The sequence below is a fragment of the Methylobacterium sp. Leaf104 genome (assembly GCF_001422885.1).
In the GTDB taxonomy this organism is placed as follows: Bacteria; Pseudomonadota; Alphaproteobacteria; order Rhizobiales; family Beijerinckiaceae; genus Methylobacterium.
Window position 1 is genome coordinate 294,502 of record NZ_LMMZ01000023.1, and the last position, 17,087, is coordinate 311,588.

The 17,087-nt window shown below is 70.7% G+C and carries 17 protein-coding genes; 9 read left to right on the top strand and 8 right to left on the bottom strand.

Going from position 1 to position 17,087, the window contains the following annotated elements:
- The first annotated feature begins 76 nt into the window (after positions 1–76).
- The 4 genes from ASF49_RS13895 to uraD are packed head-to-tail and all read left to right on the top strand — an operon-like array spanning position 77 to position 2,868.
- On the top strand, positions 77–1,417 hold the full coding sequence (locus tag ASF49_RS13895) for an MFS transporter (RefSeq protein ID WP_056473711.1): 1,341 nt from the start codon (positions 77–79) through the stop codon (positions 1,415–1,417).
- Positions 1,418–1,435: 18 nt separating this feature from the next.
- Positions 1,436–1,927: a hydroxyisourate hydrolase gene (locus ASF49_RS13900; protein WP_056473713.1), complete on the top strand. Its 492-nt coding sequence runs from the start codon at positions 1,436–1,438 to the stop codon at positions 1,925–1,927.
- 51 nt (positions 1,928–1,978) lie between these two features.
- Complete coding sequence (gene uraH / locus ASF49_RS13905) at positions 1,979–2,332, top strand: hydroxyisourate hydrolase (protein WP_056473715.1); 354 nt, start codon at positions 1,979–1,981, stop codon at positions 2,330–2,332.
- Between the two features lie 5 nt (positions 2,333–2,337).
- Positions 2,338–2,868: a 2-oxo-4-hydroxy-4-carboxy-5-ureidoimidazoline decarboxylase gene (uraD, locus tag ASF49_RS13910; RefSeq protein WP_056474410.1), complete on the top strand. Its 531-nt coding sequence runs from the start codon at positions 2,338–2,340 to the stop codon at positions 2,866–2,868.
- Between the two features lie 6 nt (positions 2,869–2,874).
- Here uraD and fghA read toward each other — a convergent pair whose 3' ends face one another.
- Both fghA and ASF49_RS13920 read right to left on the bottom strand, forming a co-directional pair.
- Positions 2,875–3,708 (bottom strand): S-formylglutathione hydrolase, encoded by an 834-nt coding sequence (fghA, locus tag ASF49_RS13915; protein ID WP_056473717.1) that lies wholly within the window; start codon positions 3,706–3,708, stop codon positions 2,875–2,877.
- A gap of 184 nt (positions 3,709–3,892) precedes the next feature.
- Positions 3,893–5,029 carry an S-(hydroxymethyl)glutathione dehydrogenase/class III alcohol dehydrogenase gene (locus ASF49_RS13920; protein WP_056473718.1) on the bottom strand — a complete coding sequence of 379 codons (1,137 nt, stop codon included), beginning with the start codon at positions 5,027–5,029 and terminating at the stop codon, positions 3,893–3,895.
- 21 nt (positions 5,030–5,050) lie between these two features.
- On the opposite strand from ASF49_RS13920, the gene ASF49_RS23695 reads away from it, so the two are divergent.
- From ASF49_RS23695 to ASF49_RS13935, 4 genes are all read left to right on the top strand, one after another.
- Positions 5,051–5,212 carry a hypothetical protein gene (locus ASF49_RS23695; RefSeq protein ID WP_156653006.1) on the top strand — a complete coding sequence of 54 codons (162 nt, stop codon included), beginning with the start codon at positions 5,051–5,053 and terminating at the stop codon, positions 5,210–5,212.
- Between the two features lie 33 nt (positions 5,213–5,245).
- A complete protein-coding gene (locus ASF49_RS13925) occupies positions 5,246–5,881 on the top strand; it encodes a DUF938 domain-containing protein (RefSeq protein WP_056473721.1) in 636 nt (211 codons plus the stop codon).
- Positions 5,881–6,900, top strand: coding sequence for an arsenic resistance protein (locus tag ASF49_RS13930; RefSeq protein WP_056473723.1), 1,020 nt, complete (start codon positions 5,881–5,883; stop codon positions 6,898–6,900). Before ASF49_RS13925 ends, ASF49_RS13930 begins: the two co-directional genes overlap by 1 nt.
- A gap of 354 nt (positions 6,901–7,254) precedes the next feature.
- Entirely contained in the window at positions 7,255–8,916 is a 1,662-nt protein-coding gene (locus ASF49_RS13935; protein WP_056473725.1) for an OFA family MFS transporter, read from the top strand.
- A 57-nt stretch (positions 8,917–8,973) separates the two neighbouring features.
- Here ASF49_RS13935 and ASF49_RS13940 read toward each other — a convergent pair whose 3' ends face one another.
- Positions 8,974–10,242, bottom strand: coding sequence for an EAL domain-containing protein (locus ASF49_RS13940; protein WP_056473726.1), 1,269 nt, complete (start codon positions 10,240–10,242; stop codon positions 8,974–8,976).
- A gap of 177 nt (positions 10,243–10,419) precedes the next feature.
- Here ASF49_RS13940 and ASF49_RS13945 point away from each other — a divergent pair, with 177 nt between their 5' ends.
- Positions 10,420–12,546 (top strand): CHASE2 domain-containing protein, encoded by a 2,127-nt coding sequence (locus tag ASF49_RS13945; protein ID WP_056473727.1) that lies wholly within the window; start codon positions 10,420–10,422, stop codon positions 12,544–12,546.
- Positions 12,547–12,575: 29 nt separating this feature from the next.
- Here ASF49_RS13945 and ASF49_RS13950 read toward each other — a convergent pair whose 3' ends face one another.
- The 5 genes from ASF49_RS13950 to ASF49_RS13970 all read right to left on the bottom strand — a co-directional run bounded on the left by ASF49_RS13950 (position 12,576) and on the right by ASF49_RS13970 (position 16,876).
- Complete coding sequence (locus ASF49_RS13950; RefSeq protein WP_056474413.1) at positions 12,576–12,971, bottom strand: DUF3307 domain-containing protein; 396 nt, start codon at positions 12,969–12,971, stop codon at positions 12,576–12,578.
- 122 nt (positions 12,972–13,093) lie between these two features.
- The gene (locus ASF49_RS13955; RefSeq protein WP_056473731.1) at positions 13,094–13,741 is read right to left on the bottom strand and encodes a FecR family protein; all 648 of its coding nucleotides are present in this window, start codon (positions 13,739–13,741) and stop codon (positions 13,094–13,096) included.
- A gap of 315 nt (positions 13,742–14,056) precedes the next feature.
- Positions 14,057–15,478 carry a pyruvate kinase gene (gene pyk / locus ASF49_RS13960; protein WP_056473733.1) on the bottom strand — a complete coding sequence of 474 codons (1,422 nt, stop codon included), beginning with the start codon at positions 15,476–15,478 and terminating at the stop codon, positions 14,057–14,059.
- Positions 15,479–15,816: 338 nt separating this feature from the next.
- Positions 15,817–16,059 (bottom strand): hypothetical protein, encoded by a 243-nt coding sequence (locus tag ASF49_RS13965; RefSeq protein WP_156653008.1) that lies wholly within the window; start codon positions 16,057–16,059, stop codon positions 15,817–15,819.
- Positions 16,060–16,315: 256 nt separating this feature from the next.
- The gene (locus ASF49_RS13970) at positions 16,316–16,876 is read right to left on the bottom strand and encodes a helix-turn-helix transcriptional regulator (RefSeq protein ID WP_243214446.1); all 561 of its coding nucleotides are present in this window, start codon (positions 16,874–16,876) and stop codon (positions 16,316–16,318) included.
- Between the last annotated feature and the right edge of the window lie 211 nt (positions 16,877–17,087).

The following is a 17,087-nucleotide window of genomic DNA, read 5'->3' on the forward strand; positions in this document are numbered from 1 at the left end:
GCATCGCCATGGCCCCCGATTTGCATCATTTTGCTGCGTGACACCGGTGCGAATCGCCGGATCCGCGGAAGTCCTGATGGCGCCCGAACAGCCCTCGCCGGCCGGCCTCGACGAGACCTATCGCCGGATCACCGGGCGGCTGCTCCCCTTCCTCATGGTCCTCTGGATCCTGTCCTGGATCGACCGGGTGAATATCGGCTTCGCCAAGCTGCAGATGCTCGCCGACCTGAAATTCAGCGAAACCGTCTACGGCATCGGCGCCGGGATCTTCTTCATCGGCTACTTCCTCTGCGAGGTCCCGAGCAACCTGCTCCTCGAACGCATCGGCGCCCGCAAGACCATCGCGCGCATCACCCTGCTGTGGGGCCTGTGCTGCGTGGCGATGATGTTCGTCACCAGCGCCGGCCCGTTCTACGTCCTGCGCTTCCTGCTGGGGGTGTTCGAGGCGGGATTCTATCCGGGCGTGATCCTGTTCCTGACCTACTGGTACCCCACCCAGCGGCGCGCGAAGGTGTTCGGCCTCTTCATGTCGGCCTCCGCCATCGCAGGGGTGATCGGCGGGCCGCTCGCCGGCACGATCATGACGGGCCTCGACGGCGTGAACGGCTGGTCCGGCTGGCAGTGGGTGTTCCTCCTGGAGGGCATCCCGTCGATCCTCGCCGGGATCGTCACGCTGGTCTACCTCACCGACCGGCCGGAGAAGGCCGGGTGGCTGACGCCCGAGCAGCGCGCCCTGGTGAGCGCGGACCTCGCCCGCGACGCGGCGGCTCTGGGGCCGCGCGAGCACCGCATCCTGGCCTCCCTGCGGGACGGACGGGTCTGGCAATGCATCGCGATCTTCTTCTGCATCGTCACCGCGAACTCGGCCCTGACCTTTTTCGGCCCGAGCGTGGTCCGCGAGGCGGGCTACACCGATCCGCTCACCATCGGCTGGATCATGTCCGGCGCCTATCTCTGCGGCGCGACCGGGATGATCCTCAACGGCCGCCATTCCGACCGCTCGGGCGAGGCGCGGCTCCATTGCGGGGTGCCGGCCCTGATCGGCGCCGTGGCGATCGCGCTTCTCGGCATCCTCGTGCCGCTCAGCCCGGCGCTGTCGATCGTCGCCCTGACGGTGGCGATCGTCGGGACCATGAGCGCGATCCCGGTCTTCTGGCAGATCCCGGGCCGGTTCCTCGCCGGGTCGGCCGCGGCGGCCGGCATCGCGCTGATCAACTCGGTGGCGAACCTCGCCGGGTTCGGCGCGCCGGCTCTGATGGGAGCCCTGCGCGAGCAGACCGGCTCGGCCGCGACCGGCCTCTGGATCGTCGCCGGCTTCGAGGTCGCGACGCTCCTCCTCATCCTCGCCTTCATCCCGCCGGAACCCGCGGCCCTGGCCCGCCGGGCCGCCGCGCGCGCCGCGCACGAACCCGCCTGACCCGGAGGAACGGACGCCATGGATCCATCGGCCCTCACGCGCCGCAGCCTCGTCGGGGCGGGCCTCGGCGCCGTCGCCGCCCCCGGCGCGCGGGCGCAGGCCGGCCCGGCCCCGCCGAGCGCCCTCGCGACGGCGCCGAAATCCCAGGCCGGCCTCGGCCCGCGCCTGACCCTGCACGCCATCGACAACTTCCACGGCACCCCCGGCGCCGGCATGGTCTGCGACCTCGCGATCCGCGAGGGCGATGCCTACCGGACGCTCAAGACCGTGACGACCGCCGCCAACGGCCGTCCGGCCGAACCGCTCCTCGTCGACGAGGCCCTGAAGGTCGGCCAGTACGAGGTGCTCATGCATTTCGAGGCGTACTTCGCCGGGTTCGGCGTGGCGCTGCCCCGGCCGAACTTCCTCGGCCTCGTGCCGGTGCGCTTCGTGATCCGGGATGCCGGGCAGCGCTACCACCTGCCGGTGCTGTTCACCCCCTGGGGCTATTCCTACTATCGCGGCAGCTGACGCGCCGGCCGACCCGCCCGAGACCAGACCCTTCGCGGAGCCCGAGACATCATGGCCGGCATCACCACACATGTCCTCGACGCGGATCGCGGGCGCCCGGCGCCGGGGGTCCGCATCGACTTCTCGGTGCGGGAGGGCGGCGCCTGGCGCCTCGTGAAGAGCGTCGTCACCAACGCCGACGGGCGCACCGACGCGCCGATCCTGCCCGCCGCGGAGGCGAAGGCCGGGCAGTACCAGCTCGAGTTCCACATCGACGCCTACCTGAAGGCCAAGCCCGGCGTGGCCGAGGCCGACATCTTCGTCGACAACCCGGTGGTGCGCTTCGCGGTCTTCGATGCCGCGCAGCACTACCACGTGCCGATGCTGTGCGCGCCCGGCACCTGCGCCACCTATCGGGGCAGCTGACGGCCATGGCCGATCCTGGGAAGCTCGACCTCGCCGCCGTCAACCGGCTCGATGCCGCCGGCTTCGTCGTCCGGTTCGGCGGGGTGTTCGAGCATGCGGCCTGGGTGGCCGAGCGTGCCCATGCGCATGGCCCCTTCGCCAGCGTCGACGCCCTGCATGGGGCCATGATGCGGGCCGTCCGGGCGGCGCCGGCCGAGACCCGCATCGCCTTCCTGAACGGGCATCCGGAACTCGCCGGCCCCGAGGCGCGGGCCCGCGGCATGACGGCGGATTCGGCCAGCGAGCAGGGCAGCGCCGGGCTCGACCACATGCCGGCCGCGGATGCGGAGGCCTTCGATCGCCTCAACGCCGCCTATCGCCGGCGCTTCGGCTTTCCCTTCATCGTCGCGGTCCGCGGACGGGCGCGGGCCGAGATCTTGGCGATCTTCGAGGCGCGCCTGCGCGGGACCCCCGCCGAGGAGGAGCGGGCCGCCCTCGACGAGATCGCCCTGATCACCCGGATGCGCCTCGACCGCCTGGTCGCCGCATCCGGGTAGGCGCGCCTACTTCAGGCGGGCGGCCGCCCAGGCGATGTGGTCGGCCATGAAGGTCGAGATGAAGTAGTACGAGTGGTCGTAGCCCTCGCGCATGTTGAGGGTCAGGGGAATGCCCGCCGTCTTGCAGGCCTCCTCCAGCAGCCACGGACGCAAACCGTCGTCGAGGAAGCTGTCGGCGGTGCCCTGGTCGACCAGGAACTCGGAGAAGCGGTGGCCATCGGCGATCAGCGCGGTTGCGTCGTGGGCGCGCCAGGTGCTCGCATCGGATCCGAGATACTTCTCGAAGGCCGGCTTCGACCAGCCGGCGGTGGAGGGCTGGGCGATCGGCGCGAAGGCCGAGCAGGACTTGAAGCGGTCGGGATAGGTGAGGGCGATGGTCAGCGCTCCGTGGCCGCCCATCGAATGGCCGAAGATGCCCTGGCGGGACATGTCGGCCGGAAACGCCTTCGCGATGAGGGCAGGCAGTTCCTCGGTCACGTAGCTCCACATCCGGTAGTTCGTGGCGTAGGGGGCCTGGGTGGCGTCGAGGTAGAATCCGGCGCCGGAGCCGAACTGCCAGTTATCCGCCTCGTCGGGGATGCCGGCACCGCGCGGGCTGGTGTCGGGGGCCACGACGATGACGCCGTGCTCGGCGGCGGCCTTCCGGTACTCGCCCTTGTCCATGACGTTGGCGTGGGTGCAGGTCAGGCCCGACAGGTACCACAGCACGGGCACCGGACCGGCCTCGGCCTGCGGCGGCACGAACACCGCGAAGGTCATCGGGCAGCCCGTGGTCTGCGCATCGTGCTTGTAGACGCCCTGCGTGCCGCCATGGGCGCGGGCCTTCGAGATGGTTTCCATGAAGCTGCTCTCCTGATGGGGGCGAGGCTGTCGCCGTCGCCGAACGCGTCTCGGATCGGCGCCGCTCCTCCCCCTTTCAGGGAGGAGGTGGGGGTGGTTGGGCGATCCTGACGCTCCGAAGGCTGGCGGAGCCGCCCCCACCCCCGGCCCCTCCCCGCGAGGGGGAGGGGAAAGCGCGTCGTTCCTAGTAAACCACCACCGACCGGATCGACTTGCCCTCGTGCATGAGGTCGAAGCCGTGGTTGATCTGGTCGAGCGGCATGGTGTGGGTGATCAGGTCGTCGATGTTGATCTTCCCCTCCATGTACCAGTCGACGATCTTCGGCACGTCGGTGCGGCCGCGGGCGCCGCCGAAGGCCGAGCCCTTCCAGACGCGGCCGGTGACGAGCTGGAACGGACGGGTCGCGATCTCCTTGCCGGCCTCGGCCACGCCGATGACGATCGACTCGCCCCAGCCGCGGTGGCAGCACTCGAGGGCCTGGCGCATCACGTTGACGTTGCCGGTGCAGTCGAACGAGAAGTCCGCGCCGCCGCCGGTCACGTCGAGGATCGCCTGGACGACGTGATCGTTGCCGACCTCCTTCGGGTTGATGAAGTGGGTCATGCCGAACTTGCGGGCCATCTCCTGCTTGTCCGGGTTGATGTCGACGCCGATGATCTTGTCGGCACCGACCATGCGGGCGGCCTGGAGCACGTTGAGGCCGATGCCGCCGAGGCCGAACACCACGACGTTGGCGCCGGGCCAGACCTTGGCGGTGTAGATCACCGCCCCGATGCCGGTGGTGACGCCGCAGCCGATGTAGCAGATCTTGTCGAAGGGGGCGTCTTCGCGGATCTTGGCGAGCGCGATGGCCGGCAGCACCGTGAAGTTCGAGAAGGTCGAGCAGCCCATGTAGTGGAACAGGGTGTTCGACCCGTTCGGGCTGCCGCCGGTGGAGACGCAGGAGAAGCGTGAGGTGCCGTCCGGCATCACGCCCTGTCCCTGCGTCGCCCGGATGGCGGTGCAGAGGTTCGTGCGCTGCGACAGGCAGGACTTACAGTTGCGGCATTCCGGGGTGTAGAGCGGGATGACGTGGTCGCCCGGCTTCAGCGCGGTCACGCCGGCGCCGACCTCGCGGACGATGCCCGCGCCCTCGTGGCCGAGGATCGCCGGGAACTTGCCCTCGGAATCGAGGCCCGACAGGGTGTAGGCGTCGGTGTGGCAGATGCCGGTGGCCATCAGTTCGACGAGAACTTCGCCGGCCTTGGGTCCCTCGATGTCGATGGTCTCGATCGTGAGAGGCTTCTTGGCCTCCCACGCGACCGCGGCGCGCGTCTTCATAGCGTTGTCCTTAGAGCTGTGATGATCACGGACGGCGGCGATGGATGCCGGCGCTTCGCCTCGCTGCACCCGGAGGGTGGCGAGCCGAACGGCCCGAAAATCTGGGTGGTGTTTGATGCCTCCGGCGTCGAGATGCAACAGCCGTGCTCGCCCGTTTGCGCCAGGGATGCGAATTTGGAATGACGGGCGCGGCGCGGCAGCGGGATCGGACGGACCATGAAGGACTGGGATGTGGGACACAGCGCACTGGTCGCGCCGGCGGTGGCGCGCAACCGTGCGGCGATCCTCGCCGTGCTGCGGGACGTCCTGCCCGAGACCGGCACGGTCCTGGAGATCGCCAGCGGGTCGGGCGAGCACGCCGTGCACTTCGCCGCCGCCCTGCCAGGGCTGACCTGGCAGCCGAGCGACCCCGAGCCGGCCTATCGCCGCAGCATCGCGGCCCATGCGGAGGCCGCGGGCTGCACCAACCTCCGGCCGCCCCTCGACCTCGACGCCGCTTCACCGGCCTGGCCGATCCCGCACGCCGACGCCATCCTGTGCATCAACATGGTCCACATCGCGCCGTGGTCCGCCACCGAGGGGCTGATGGCGGGAGCGGCCCGCACGCTTTCGCCGGGCAGCGTCCTGTTCCTGTACGGCGCCTTCCGCGAGAACGGGCGGCACACCGCGGAGAGCAATGCCGCCTTCGACCACGACCTGCGCGCGCGCGATCCGCGCTGGGGCGTGCGCGACCTCGAGGCGGTCGTCGAGACGGCCGCACGGCGCGGCCTGCGCCTCGATTCCCGCCTGACCCTGCCGGCGAACAATCTGGCGCTGGTCTTCCGGCGCGATGCGTCGGCGGACGGATCCTGATGGCCGCCGCCCGCGAGAACCGATCCCTGCGCGACCGCGTCGGCACGCTCCGGGACGCGTTCGAGGGCCGCCAGATCGGGATCTACTTCGCCGCCATCGCCGCCGCCGCCGGCGCGGCGCTCACCGTGCCGGGAACCGCCGCGCTGGAAGCCGGGATCAACCCGGCCCTGGCGCTGATGCTGTTCGTGACCTTCCTGCAGGTGCCCCTGCGGGAGCTCGGCAGTGCCTTCACCCGTGCCCGCTTCCTGGCCGCCCTCATGGCCGTCAACTTCCTGGCGATCCCGCTGCTGGTCGCCGGTCTGGTTCAACTGCTCCCGGACGACCCGATGCTGCGTCTCGGCGTGCTGATGGTGCTGCTGACGCCCTGCATCGACTACGTCGTGACGTTCGCGCATCTCGGGCGCGCGGATGCCGGGATCCTGCTGGCCGCGACCCCGGCGCTCCTCGCGGCGCAGATGGCGTTGCTGCCGCTCTACCTGACCGCCTTGCTCGGCGAGGACGCGGCGCGGTTCGTGCGGGTCGGGCCGTTCGTCCAGGCCTTCGTCTGGTTGATCGCCCTGCCGCTGGCGGCGGGCGTCCTCGTGCAGGTCTGGGGAGCGCGCAGCCGCACCGGCCGACGGGCCGCCGCCGTGCTGGGGCTTCTGCCGGTGCCGGCGACGTCCCTGGTCCTGTTCGTGGTCATCGCGGCGGTGCTGCCGCAGCTCGGCCCGGCCCTGCCTCAGGCCGCACGGGTCGTTCCGGTCTACGCGGCCTTTGCCGTCGCGGCGCCGCTCATCGGCTGGGGAACCGGACGGCTGTTCCGGCTCGATGCGTCCGCCGGCCGGACGCTGGCCTTCAGCGCCGCGACCCGCAACTCGCTCGTCGTCCTGCCGCTGGCCTTCGCGGTCCCGGGCGGGATTCCCCTCCTGCCGGCCGTGATCGTCACGCAGACGCTGGTCGAACTGGCGAGCGAGCTGATCTATGTGCGGCTGCTCCCGAGACTAGGGCGCGGGGAAGCGGGACCGGCGCCCACGGAATGAAGAGCTTCCGTGCGCGTCTCCGATCCGCCCGCATCGGATGTTCGCAGGACGGCCGCGCAACGATGAACGATCGTCGAACCGCGCCCGGTCGCCTCGGTACATCCCTTCGGCTGATCTCTTAGGCTGATCTCTTCAGCGCGAAACATCCCCGAGCCGCGACATGGCATGCGGCTGAGGATCGCCCTAAATCCAAGATGGACCTGCGATCAATCCGTCGCAGCCCGTCACGGCACGCTGACAGGGCAAGCAATTCGTTCGACGAACGCGGCTGCCCGCCATGGCGTTACGTTTTTCCACGTGCTTTAATCCTTCGAAATAGCCGAATGGCGGCATATCCGGGGAGCAAAGCCAGCGATGAACGTTCGCGTAGCAGACGAGTCCTTATCGGACGCACACACGCCCGGGTGGCTCTCCCGCGAAGCGATCGTCGCCAAGCCCGGCTTCAACCGGTGGCTGGTGCCGCCCGCGGCCCTCGCCATCCACCTCTGCATCGGGATGTCCTACGGGCTGTCGGTGTTCTGGCTGCCCCTGTCCCGGGCGCTCAGCGTCGGCCAGCCGGCACCGGCCGCCTGCCCGGACATGAGCATCGCCACGGCGCTGTTCACCACCACCTGCGACTGGCGCGTCAGCGACCTCGTCATCGTCTTCTCCATCGGCATCGTCATGCTCGGCCTCTCGGCGGCGGTGTTCGGTGGCTGGCTGGAGCGGGCCGGCCCCCGCAAGGCCGGCCTCGCCGCGGCCCTGTGCTGGGGGGGCGGCTTCCTGATCGGAGCCTTCGGCGTCTACACCCACCAGCTCTGGCTGATCTGGCTCGGCATGGGCCTGATCGGCGGCATCGGCCTCGGCCTCGGTTACATCTCGCCGGTCTCGACCCTGGTGAAGTGGTTCCCGGACCGCCGCGGCATGGCCACCGGCATGGCCATCATGGGATTCGGCGGCGGCGCCATGATCGGTTCGCCCCTCGCCACCCTGCTGATCAACACCTTCAAGACCCCGGATTCGGCCGGCGTCTGGCAGACGCTCACGGTCATGGGCGGGCTCTACATCGTGGCGATGCTCTGCGGGGCCTTCGGCTACCGTGTGCCCCCCGCCGGCTGGCAGCCGGAGGGCTTCACCGCACCGGCGGCCAAGAGCGCGATGATCACCTCGGGCCACGTCCATCTCGACCGGGCGCACCGGACGCCGCAGTTCTGGCTGCTCTGGGCGGTGCTCTGCCTCAACGTGTCGGCCGGCATCGGCGTGCTCGCCCTCGCGTCGCCGATGCTGCAGGAGATCTTCGGCGGCGCGCTGATCGGCCAGCCCGGGCTCGGCTTCGGCCAGCTCGATGCCGGACAGAAGACCCAGATCGCGGCGGTGGCGGCCGGGTTTGTCGGGCTGCTGTCGCTGTTCAACATCCTGGGGCGCTTCTTCTGGGCCTCGATGTCGGACAAGATCGGCCGCAAGGTCACCTACGCGACCTTCTTCGCCCTCGGATGCCTGCTCTACGCGGGGGCGCCCTGGGCGGCGTCGATCGGCTCGAAGGCGCTGTTCGTGACGTTCTTCTGCGTGATCCTGTCGATGTATGGCGGCGGCTTCGCCACGATCCCGGCCTACCTCGCCGACATCTTCGGAACGCAGTTCGTCGGCGCCATCCACGGGCGGCTCCTCACCGCCTGGTCGACGGCGGGCGTGGTCGGGCCCTTCGTCGTGACGGCGATCCGCCAGGCCCAGGTCGATGCCGGCATCCAGGGTGCGGCGCTCTACACACGCACGATGTACATCCTGGCGGGCTTCCTGGCGGCGGGCTTCGTCGCCAACCTCCTGGTGCGACCGCTCGCGGCGCGCTGGTTCATGAACGACGCCGAACTCGCCGCGACGAGCAAGGGCGGCACCGCGACGGCGGGCCGGGCCGGCGATTACGGCATCGGCCGCGGCGGCGTCACGCCCCTCGCGGTGCTGGCCTGGGTCGCCGTCGGCCTGCCGATCGCCTGGGGCATCTGGAGCACGGTCTCGAAGGCCATGATCCTGTTCGGCTGACCCGCACAGGCACGCCGCCGGATTCCGGCGCCGCCCGGCCTCCGGGCGGCGCGTCGGTCAGGCGATCAGGCGGAGGCCGGCCGGCGCCGGCTCTGTCGCCGGCCAGTCGCGGATCGCCTGGAGCGCGCCGTCCAGGGGCGCCGGCCGTCCGAAATGGTAGCCCTGGCCGAAGGCGCATCCCATGCCCGCCAGGAGGTCGGCCTCGGCCCCCTGCTCGATGCCCTCGGCCACCACGGTGACGGCGAGGTCGTCGGCCAGGCGCAGGATCGTCTGCACGATGCCCCGGCTGGTCTGGTCGGCGAGCAGGGTCCGCACGAAGGCCCGGTCGATCTTCAGCGTCGTCACCGGGAGGGTGCTGAGGTAGCTCAGCGAGGAATAGCCCGTCCCGAAATCGTCGATGGCGATGCCGAGGCCGGCCTGCCGGCACTGGGCGAGGGCGGCCGCGGCGCGCTCCGGATCGTCCATCAACATGCTCTCCGTCACCTCGATCTTGAGGCTGCTGGGCGCGATCTCGGTGCGGTCCAGGAAGTCGGCGATCATCTGCGGGAACGAGGCGCCGGCGAGGTCGCGGCCCGAGACGTTGACCGTCATGAACAGGGGGCCGTCGAGCGCGTCCCGATGGTTCTGCGCGGCGAGCATCAGCTCGGGGAAGACGCGGCCGACCTCGTCGAAGGCGTAGGCCGTGAGGTCGACGATGAGGCCGGACGCCTCGGCCGCCGGGATGAACTCGATGGGGGCGACCAGACCGCGGGTCGGATGGCGCCAGCGCATCAGGGCCTCGAAGCCGGCGAGGCGCCGGGACGACAGCCGCACGATCGGCTGGAAGTACAGCTCGAACTCGCCGTTGCGCAGGCCGGCGCGGATCTCGCGCTCCAGGGACAGGGCGCCGAGGGCGGCCGCGAAGGTTTCGGAGGGCGGCGCATCGGCGCCGAGGATGGGCGGCGGCGCGGCGCCCTTCATCTGCTCCAGGATCGTCACGGTCTGGCGGTAGCGGGACAGCACCACACCGAGGCACATGCGCAGGATCGGATCCGTCTGGGCGATCCGGTGGGAGAGCTGCTCCTCGGTGATGACGACGAGCTCGCTGGCTTCCAGGGCGCGGACCGCGGCCGAGCGCGGCTGGTGGTCGAGGATCGCCATCTCGCCGACGATCTCGCCGGGACCGCGATGGGCGAGGATGAGGTCGCCTTCCGGGCGCTCCAGGACGATCTCCAGCCGGCCGCTGACGATCAGGTAGGCGGCGTCGCCCACGTCGCCGGCCGAGAACAGGCGTGCGCCCGCCGGCAGGTGAAGATGGTCCAGGGTCGTCGCTTGGGAACGCGGCACGGAAGGTTCCAGGCAGGGCGCAGGGATGGCCCGCGCCGGACCGTGGCCGTCGCCGGTTAAGGGCTGGCGAACGGCAGGCGCTTTCTCCCGCGCGCCGCGTCCTATCCTTAACGGGATCTCAGCACCGCGGCGCGAGACTGTGCGCGAAGACGTCCCCGCGCGGAGCCCGACGCCCCGATGATCCTGTCACGACGCCGCGTCCCGGTGGGCGCGGCCCTTGCGCTGGTTCTGGCGCTGCTCGGCCTGCGCAGCGCGATCCCGGCGCCGTTCGAGCGCCTGCGGCAGGCCACCTTCGACAGCTTCCAGCGTCTCAGCCCCCGGGTCACCCCGGACAGTCCGGTCCGGGTCGTGGACATCGACGAGGCGAGTCTGAAACGGTACGGCCAATGGCCCTGGCCCCGCCACGTGGTGGCGGACCTCGTCGCGGCCCTGCAGGATCTCGGGGCCGGCGTCGTCGCCCTCGACATGGTCTTCGCCGAGCCCGACCGCACCTCTCCCGCACTCCTCGTCCCGGAATGGGCGCAGCGATTCGGCTTTCGCGCGGCCGAATCCGCGACGGCCCTGCCGGATCACGACGCCGCCCTGGCGGCGGTCTTCGCGCGCGGGCGGGTCGTGGCCGGCTTCGCGCTCACCCCGGGGACGCAGGGCGCTCCCGTCACGCGCAGCGCCGGCTTCGCGACGATCGACGGCGATCCCGTCGCCACCGTCCCGCGTTTCGGCGGCTCCGTCTCCAACCTGCCGGTGCTCGATGCGGCGGCGGCGGGCCACGGCAGCTTCGGCGTCGGAGCGGGCAGCGACGAGATCAACCGGCGCCTGCAGCTCCTCATGTCGGTCGGCGGGCGCCTGGTCCCGTCCCTGGCCCTCGACGCCCTGCGGGTGATGCAGGACGAAGACATCTACAAGGTGCGGGCCGAGCGCGACGGCGCGGTCCTGACCGGCTACACGATCCGCGTCGGCGCGGTCGACGTCGCCGTGGACACCACCGGCGCCCTGGCCCTGCGCTTCCCGGCGGCCGGCTCGACGCCCACGATCCCCGCCTGGACGGTCCTCGATCCCGCGACGCGCGCCGGCCTGCGCGACGCGATCGCGGGCCGGGCGATCTTCGTCGGCACCAGCGCGCTCGGCCTGTCGGACCTGCGCCCGACGCCGATGTCGGCGTTCGAGCCGGGCGTGAACCTGCACGCCATCGGCCTCGACCAGATGCTCACCGGAGAGGCGCTGATCCGCCCGGCCTGGGCGCTCGGCGCGGAGGTCGTGGCGGCGCTGCTGCTCGGCCTCGCCGCGGCCCTGGCCTGCGCCTTCGCCCGCCTGCGCAGCGCCGGGCTCGGCATCGCCTTCCTGGCGCCCGTGCCGGCCTTCGCCGCCGTGGCGCTCTTCGCCCGAGGCGGCCTGCTCCTCGACCCGACCCTGCCAACCTTCGGCCTCCTCGTCGCCCATGCGGGCGGGAGTCTCGCCCGCTATGCCGGATCGGAGCGCGCGGCCCAGCGCCTGCGCGCGGCCTTCACGCACTACCTCTCGCCGGACCTCGTGGCGGTGCTGGCGAGCGATCCCGGCCGGCTCAAGCTCGGCGGCGAGAGCCGCGAGATGACGTTCCTGTTCACGGACCTCGAGGGCTTCACGGCGATGACCGAGGCCTCCGGCGCCGAGGCCCTGGTCAACCTGCTCAACGCCTATCTCGACGGGATGTGCTCCATCGCGATGGCCCATGGGGGCACCGTCGACAAGATCGTCGGCGACGCGGTGCACGTGATGTTCAACGCGCCCCTCGACCAGCCCGACCATGCCGAGCGGGCCGTGGCCTGCGCGCTCGCCCTCGACGATTTCGCGGAGACCTTCCGGCAGGGGCAGCGGGCCGGGGGCGTGCCCTTCGGCGCGACGCGCATCGGGATCAACACCGGGCGAGCCGTGGTCGGGAATTTCGGCGGCACGCGGCGCTTCGACTACACGGCCCACGGCGACGCCATCAACACGGCCGCGCGGCTCGAATCCGCCAACAAGGCCCTAGGCACCCGCATCTGCATCGCACGCACCACCTGCGACCAGGTCTCCGGCGTCAGCTTCCGCCCGATCGGGACCCTGATGCTGAAGGGCAAGTCCGTGGGCGTCGAGGTGTTCGAGCCGACGCGGCAGGCCGCCGGCACCCTGGGCGCCTATCGCGAGGCCTTCGGACGCCTGGTCGCCGGCGAAGCGGGAGCCGCCGAGGCCCTGCTGCGCCTGCACGAGGCCAACCCGGACGACCCGATCCTGGCGCTGCATGCCCGCCGGATCCGCGCCGGCGAGCGCTCGGTCCGCATGGCGGCCTGACCGGCGGCCCGAAGCGCCCGGCCGCCGGCTCAGCCGACGATCAGCAGCACCACCAGGGCGATGTTCGTGACCTGGTGCAGGAATTGGTCGAAGCCCATCAGCCACCAGAAGCGCGGGTCGGTCATGGGCCAGCGCGTCCGCTGGGCGACCAGGGTCTTGCCGCGGTCGATCAGCCCGTGGACGACGAAGTCGAGGAGGGCGAGCCACCACAGGGCCGGCCGATAGAGCAGGGCGATCGCCAGGGTGCCGAGGGCATGCGTGCCGGCATGGACGGCGAGCGGCGCGGCCCAGCCGTCGACCCGCTCCTTGCCGCGGGCCATCCAGTCGGTCTGCGCGACGAAGTCGATGAGGTAGTGCTTGGCCGCCATCGCGACCATGAGGGCGGCCAGCGTCGACAGGGGGACGGGCGTGTCGAGGGCCTGCACCAGGACGATCTCCAGGGGGTCGGGCGGACCGGGATCACCGCACCGCCCGGCGCCCACGTGGTCGAAAGGCTACCGGAACGGCAGGCGAAATCCCACCGCCCGGCATCCGGTTGCGCGGGGCGTCAGCGCCTCAGGGTCGGAACGAAGCGGGCCTGGTCGCTGATCGTGATCGTCGCCACGGCCCGCTTGGTGCGGTCCTCCGGCCAGGGGGCGGCCGCCTCGGGCGCCCGGCCGCCATACACCATGGTGCCCTCGCCCTTGCGCATCAGGACGCTGCCGCGCTTGGTCTTCAGCACCACCTCGCCGTCGAGGACGAGCACGCCGTAGCCCCCGTCGATGGCGCCGCCCCAGACCGTGGTCCCGCGCACGCCGAGGGTCCCGACGGCGGTCTTGATCGCGACGTTGCCGCCGCTCGGCCCCTCGATCTTGCCGCCCACGAAGAGGAAGGCGCCGCGGGCCACCGAGAGGGCGAGCTTCCCGCCCTGGGCGCCGGGCTTGTAGACGAATTCGTCCACCGTGATCTTGCCGTTCTCGCCGAGGGTCAGGACCGTGTCGTCCGCGAGCTTCGCCTCGAGGCGGGATTCGGCGCCGGTGCGGATCATGTCCTTGAAGAACACCGGTCCCTGCGGAGCCATGTCGCGGGCTTGGCCGGCCTGAGAGGCCACGGCCTGGCGGTCGACCTTGGCGACGACGCCGACCTGCTGAGGGGCGGCCTGGGCCGGCGCGAGCGCGGCGAGGGACAAGGCAGCGAAGGCGCCGGCAACTTTCATCGTCACGGTGATCGTCCACGAAGCAGGGGAAGGAAAAAGGGGGAAGGGAATCGGGCACGTCGACGGCGCGGCGCGCCCGTCCGCTGGGGCGAGGGACGGGACGGCCTCGGTGCACGTCCCGCCTGCCTACGGCCGATGCCCTTAAGGCATCGCTAAGTCACCGCACCCGACCGAGATGATCCGGCCGCTCTGCTTCACGAATTCCTGAGAGCAACTGGGGAATCCAAGAACAAGGCAAGGTTGTTGTGGGCGGGCGAACGTTGTGCCCGGTGTAGAGAGCCCCGCGGCGCCGGTGCTGCCGGGCCGTGGCGGCGCTCAGGCGGGGGGAACCTGCGCGACGCGGATGTTGTTCGTGGTGCCGGCCACCGCGAAGGGGATGCCGGCGGCGATCACCACGCGGGCATGGGGCAGGGCGAAGCCCTCCTCCACCGCGTGGGCGAGGGCGTTCTCCACCATCGCCTCGTAGGAGGCCACCTCGTCGGCGCGCAGGCTGTGCGCCCCCCAGAGCAGGCTCAGGCGGCGCGAGGTCGCCAGGTCCGGCGTCAGCGCCAGGATCGGCACCTGCGGCCGACGCCGCGCGATCCGGGCCGCGGTGGTCCCGCTGAGGGTATAGGCCACGATCGCCGCCGCCCCCACCGCGTCGGCCAGGGTCGCGGTGGCGCTGGCGACCGCGTGGGGCGGCGTCTCCTCCTCGCCCGGCTCGGTGGCGGTGATCAGCGAGCGGTAGAGCTTGTGCGTCTCGGTCCGGTGGATGATGCGCGCCATCATCGCCACGGTCTCGACCGGGTACTGCCCCGTGGCGGATTCCGCCGAGAGCATCACCGCGTCCGCTCCGTCGTAGATGGCGGTGGCCACGTCCGAGGCCTCCGCTCGGGTGGGGGTCGGGGCCGAGACCATCGAGTCGAGCATCTGGGTGGCCACGATCACGGGCTTCGCCGCCAGCCGGCAGGCGCGGATCAGTTCCTTCTGGCGCCCCGGCACGTCCTCGTGCGGGATCTCGACCCCGAGGTCCCCGCGGGCCACCATCACGGCATCGGAGAGGCGGATGATGTCGTCGATGCGCTCCAGGGCCTGGGGCTTCTCGACCTTGGTCATCACCCCGGCCCGGTCCCCGATCAGGGCGCGCGCCTCGATGAGGTCGGCCGGCTTCTGCACGAAGGAGAGCGCCACCCAGTCCACCCCGAGCTCGAGCCCGAAGGCGAGGTCGGCCCGATCCTTCGCGGTGAGGGGCGAGAGGTCGAGGAGGGTGCCGGGCAGGTTCACGCCCTTGCGGTTCGAGATCGTGCCGCCGGTGATCACCTCGGCGTCCAGGCTGTCGCCGGTCAGGCCGGTGACGCGCACGCGCACGCGCCCGTCGTCGATGAGCAGGTCCTGGCCCGGAGCGACCGCCAGGAAGATCTCGCGATGGGGCAGGGGGATGGCGTCCCGGTCGCCCTCGGCGCCGTCGAGCACGAAGCGCAGGGTCTCGCCGGGCACGACGTCGAAGCGTCCGCCCGCCAGGGTACCGACGCGGATCTTGGGACCCTGCAGATCCTGCAGGATGCCGATCGGACGGCCGGTCTCGCGCTCCAGGGCGCGGATCGCCGCGTGGACCCGGGCGTGATCGTCCTGGGTGCCGTGACTGAAGTTGAGGCGGAAGGTATCGACTCCCGCCAGGAACAGGCGGTGCAGCATCTCCGGCGTCGAGGAAGCCGGCCCGACGGTGGCGACGATCTTGGCGTGGCGGTTGCGGCGCATCTGTCCCGCGACCGCGCGCGGCCGCCTCCCTGGAATCGAGGGCGGAGGTCGCGGCGAGGCGCACAGTCGCGTCCCCGCCCACGCCTCCCAGGCGCCCGACCGCAACGGCCCGAAGGTCGCCGCGACCGAACACATGCCATGTTCCCGGAAGCCGGCCCGGCTGTAAACCGCCGGAGGGGGTGGTGCTGGGGCTTTGGTGGCGCGCAGGACCGTCCCGCAAGGCTGCCCGCGGGGTGGACACGCGCGCAAGGGACCCGCGCCCTGTCGCCCGGGGCGGGACTCCGATCCGGTGCGGATCCTTGATTCGGCGCAGGTCCGTCTCGGACCGGCTCGCGTCTTCAGAGGTGACCTTCGCCGTGATGGCTATCCTGCAGGCGGATCGCGATGTCGGTGCCGTCGCCGCCGAAGTCCTGGGCTGCGGTGATGGGCTGGACCGGCACGGTCGGTGTGGTGCGCTCCGCGTTCATTGAGGTGTATTGCGCCGGGGGACGGTGACGTTTCGCGGCGGCCGAGGCGGGTACGAAGGCCGTGGCGGCCAGGGACAGGCCGGCCAATACGATCACAGGAACTGAATGTTTCATCGCTTCCTCCCGTCGTCTTTGCGACAGTTCGAGAATCGATCAATCCGAAAACTTGTCATCCCTCATATTGATTACAGACGAACAATATTCGGAAAAAGATATATAGCATCGATTTTCGAATACACGCTCTCGTAGGCGCTGGTATTCCAGATCTCGGCAACCGGCCGGGTATCATGACTGGAAATGGCAGTCCGAAGACGGATCAACACCAAGACTTGCAGCGCTGTCGTCGATGGACGTGAAGGCAGCCTTCCCGTCAGGGAAGGCTGGAGAGGCGCGAGACCAGCATCACCAGTTCGGCCTGCCGATGGGTCTGCGTCTTGGTGAAGATCGAACGGAGCTGCGCCCGCACGGTGGCGACGCGCAAACCCTGGAGCGCGGCCGCTTCCGCCAGGGTGGCGCCCTGAGCCATCAGGATGGCGAGCTTCGCCTCGCTCGGCGTCAACCCGAAGATCTGCTTGAGTGCCCCGCAATTCAGGGCCGGCGTCGCGTCGAGGTCGATCAGGAGGAGGATCGAACGCGGTCCGTCGTCGCCTGTCGGCGGGACCGGAACGGCATTCATGATCAGCGGGCGCTGGTCGGCGCGTTCGACCAGGATCCAGCTCTCGCCGTCCAGCTGGACGCGGGGCTGGCCCTGACCGAGCAGCCGCTTGACGATCCCGCGTCCGAGGCCGTTCAACACATCGACCTCGACCTCCGAGCGGCTGAGGCAGAAGAGATTTTGAAAGATGCGCCGCGCGTGGTCGTTCATGGCGAGCACGTCGCCGCCGGTCGAGATGACGAGCCCGCCGTAGCCCATCCGGTCGAAGACCTGCAAGAATGGTATCCCGACGAGCATGGTCGCGACACGTCCCCCGTATGCCGGTTCGGCACAGAGCCTGTCATACAGGAGGTTAGGCAATATCCGGGTCGGGTCAATACACCCGCACTGTCATGGATACTTGTCGTATCGACGGATCGTTTTTCCGCGACTGCCGGATCCGCGATGAGGTCTCAATAGATCGGGAATCGCGGCCGGCCGTGATTCC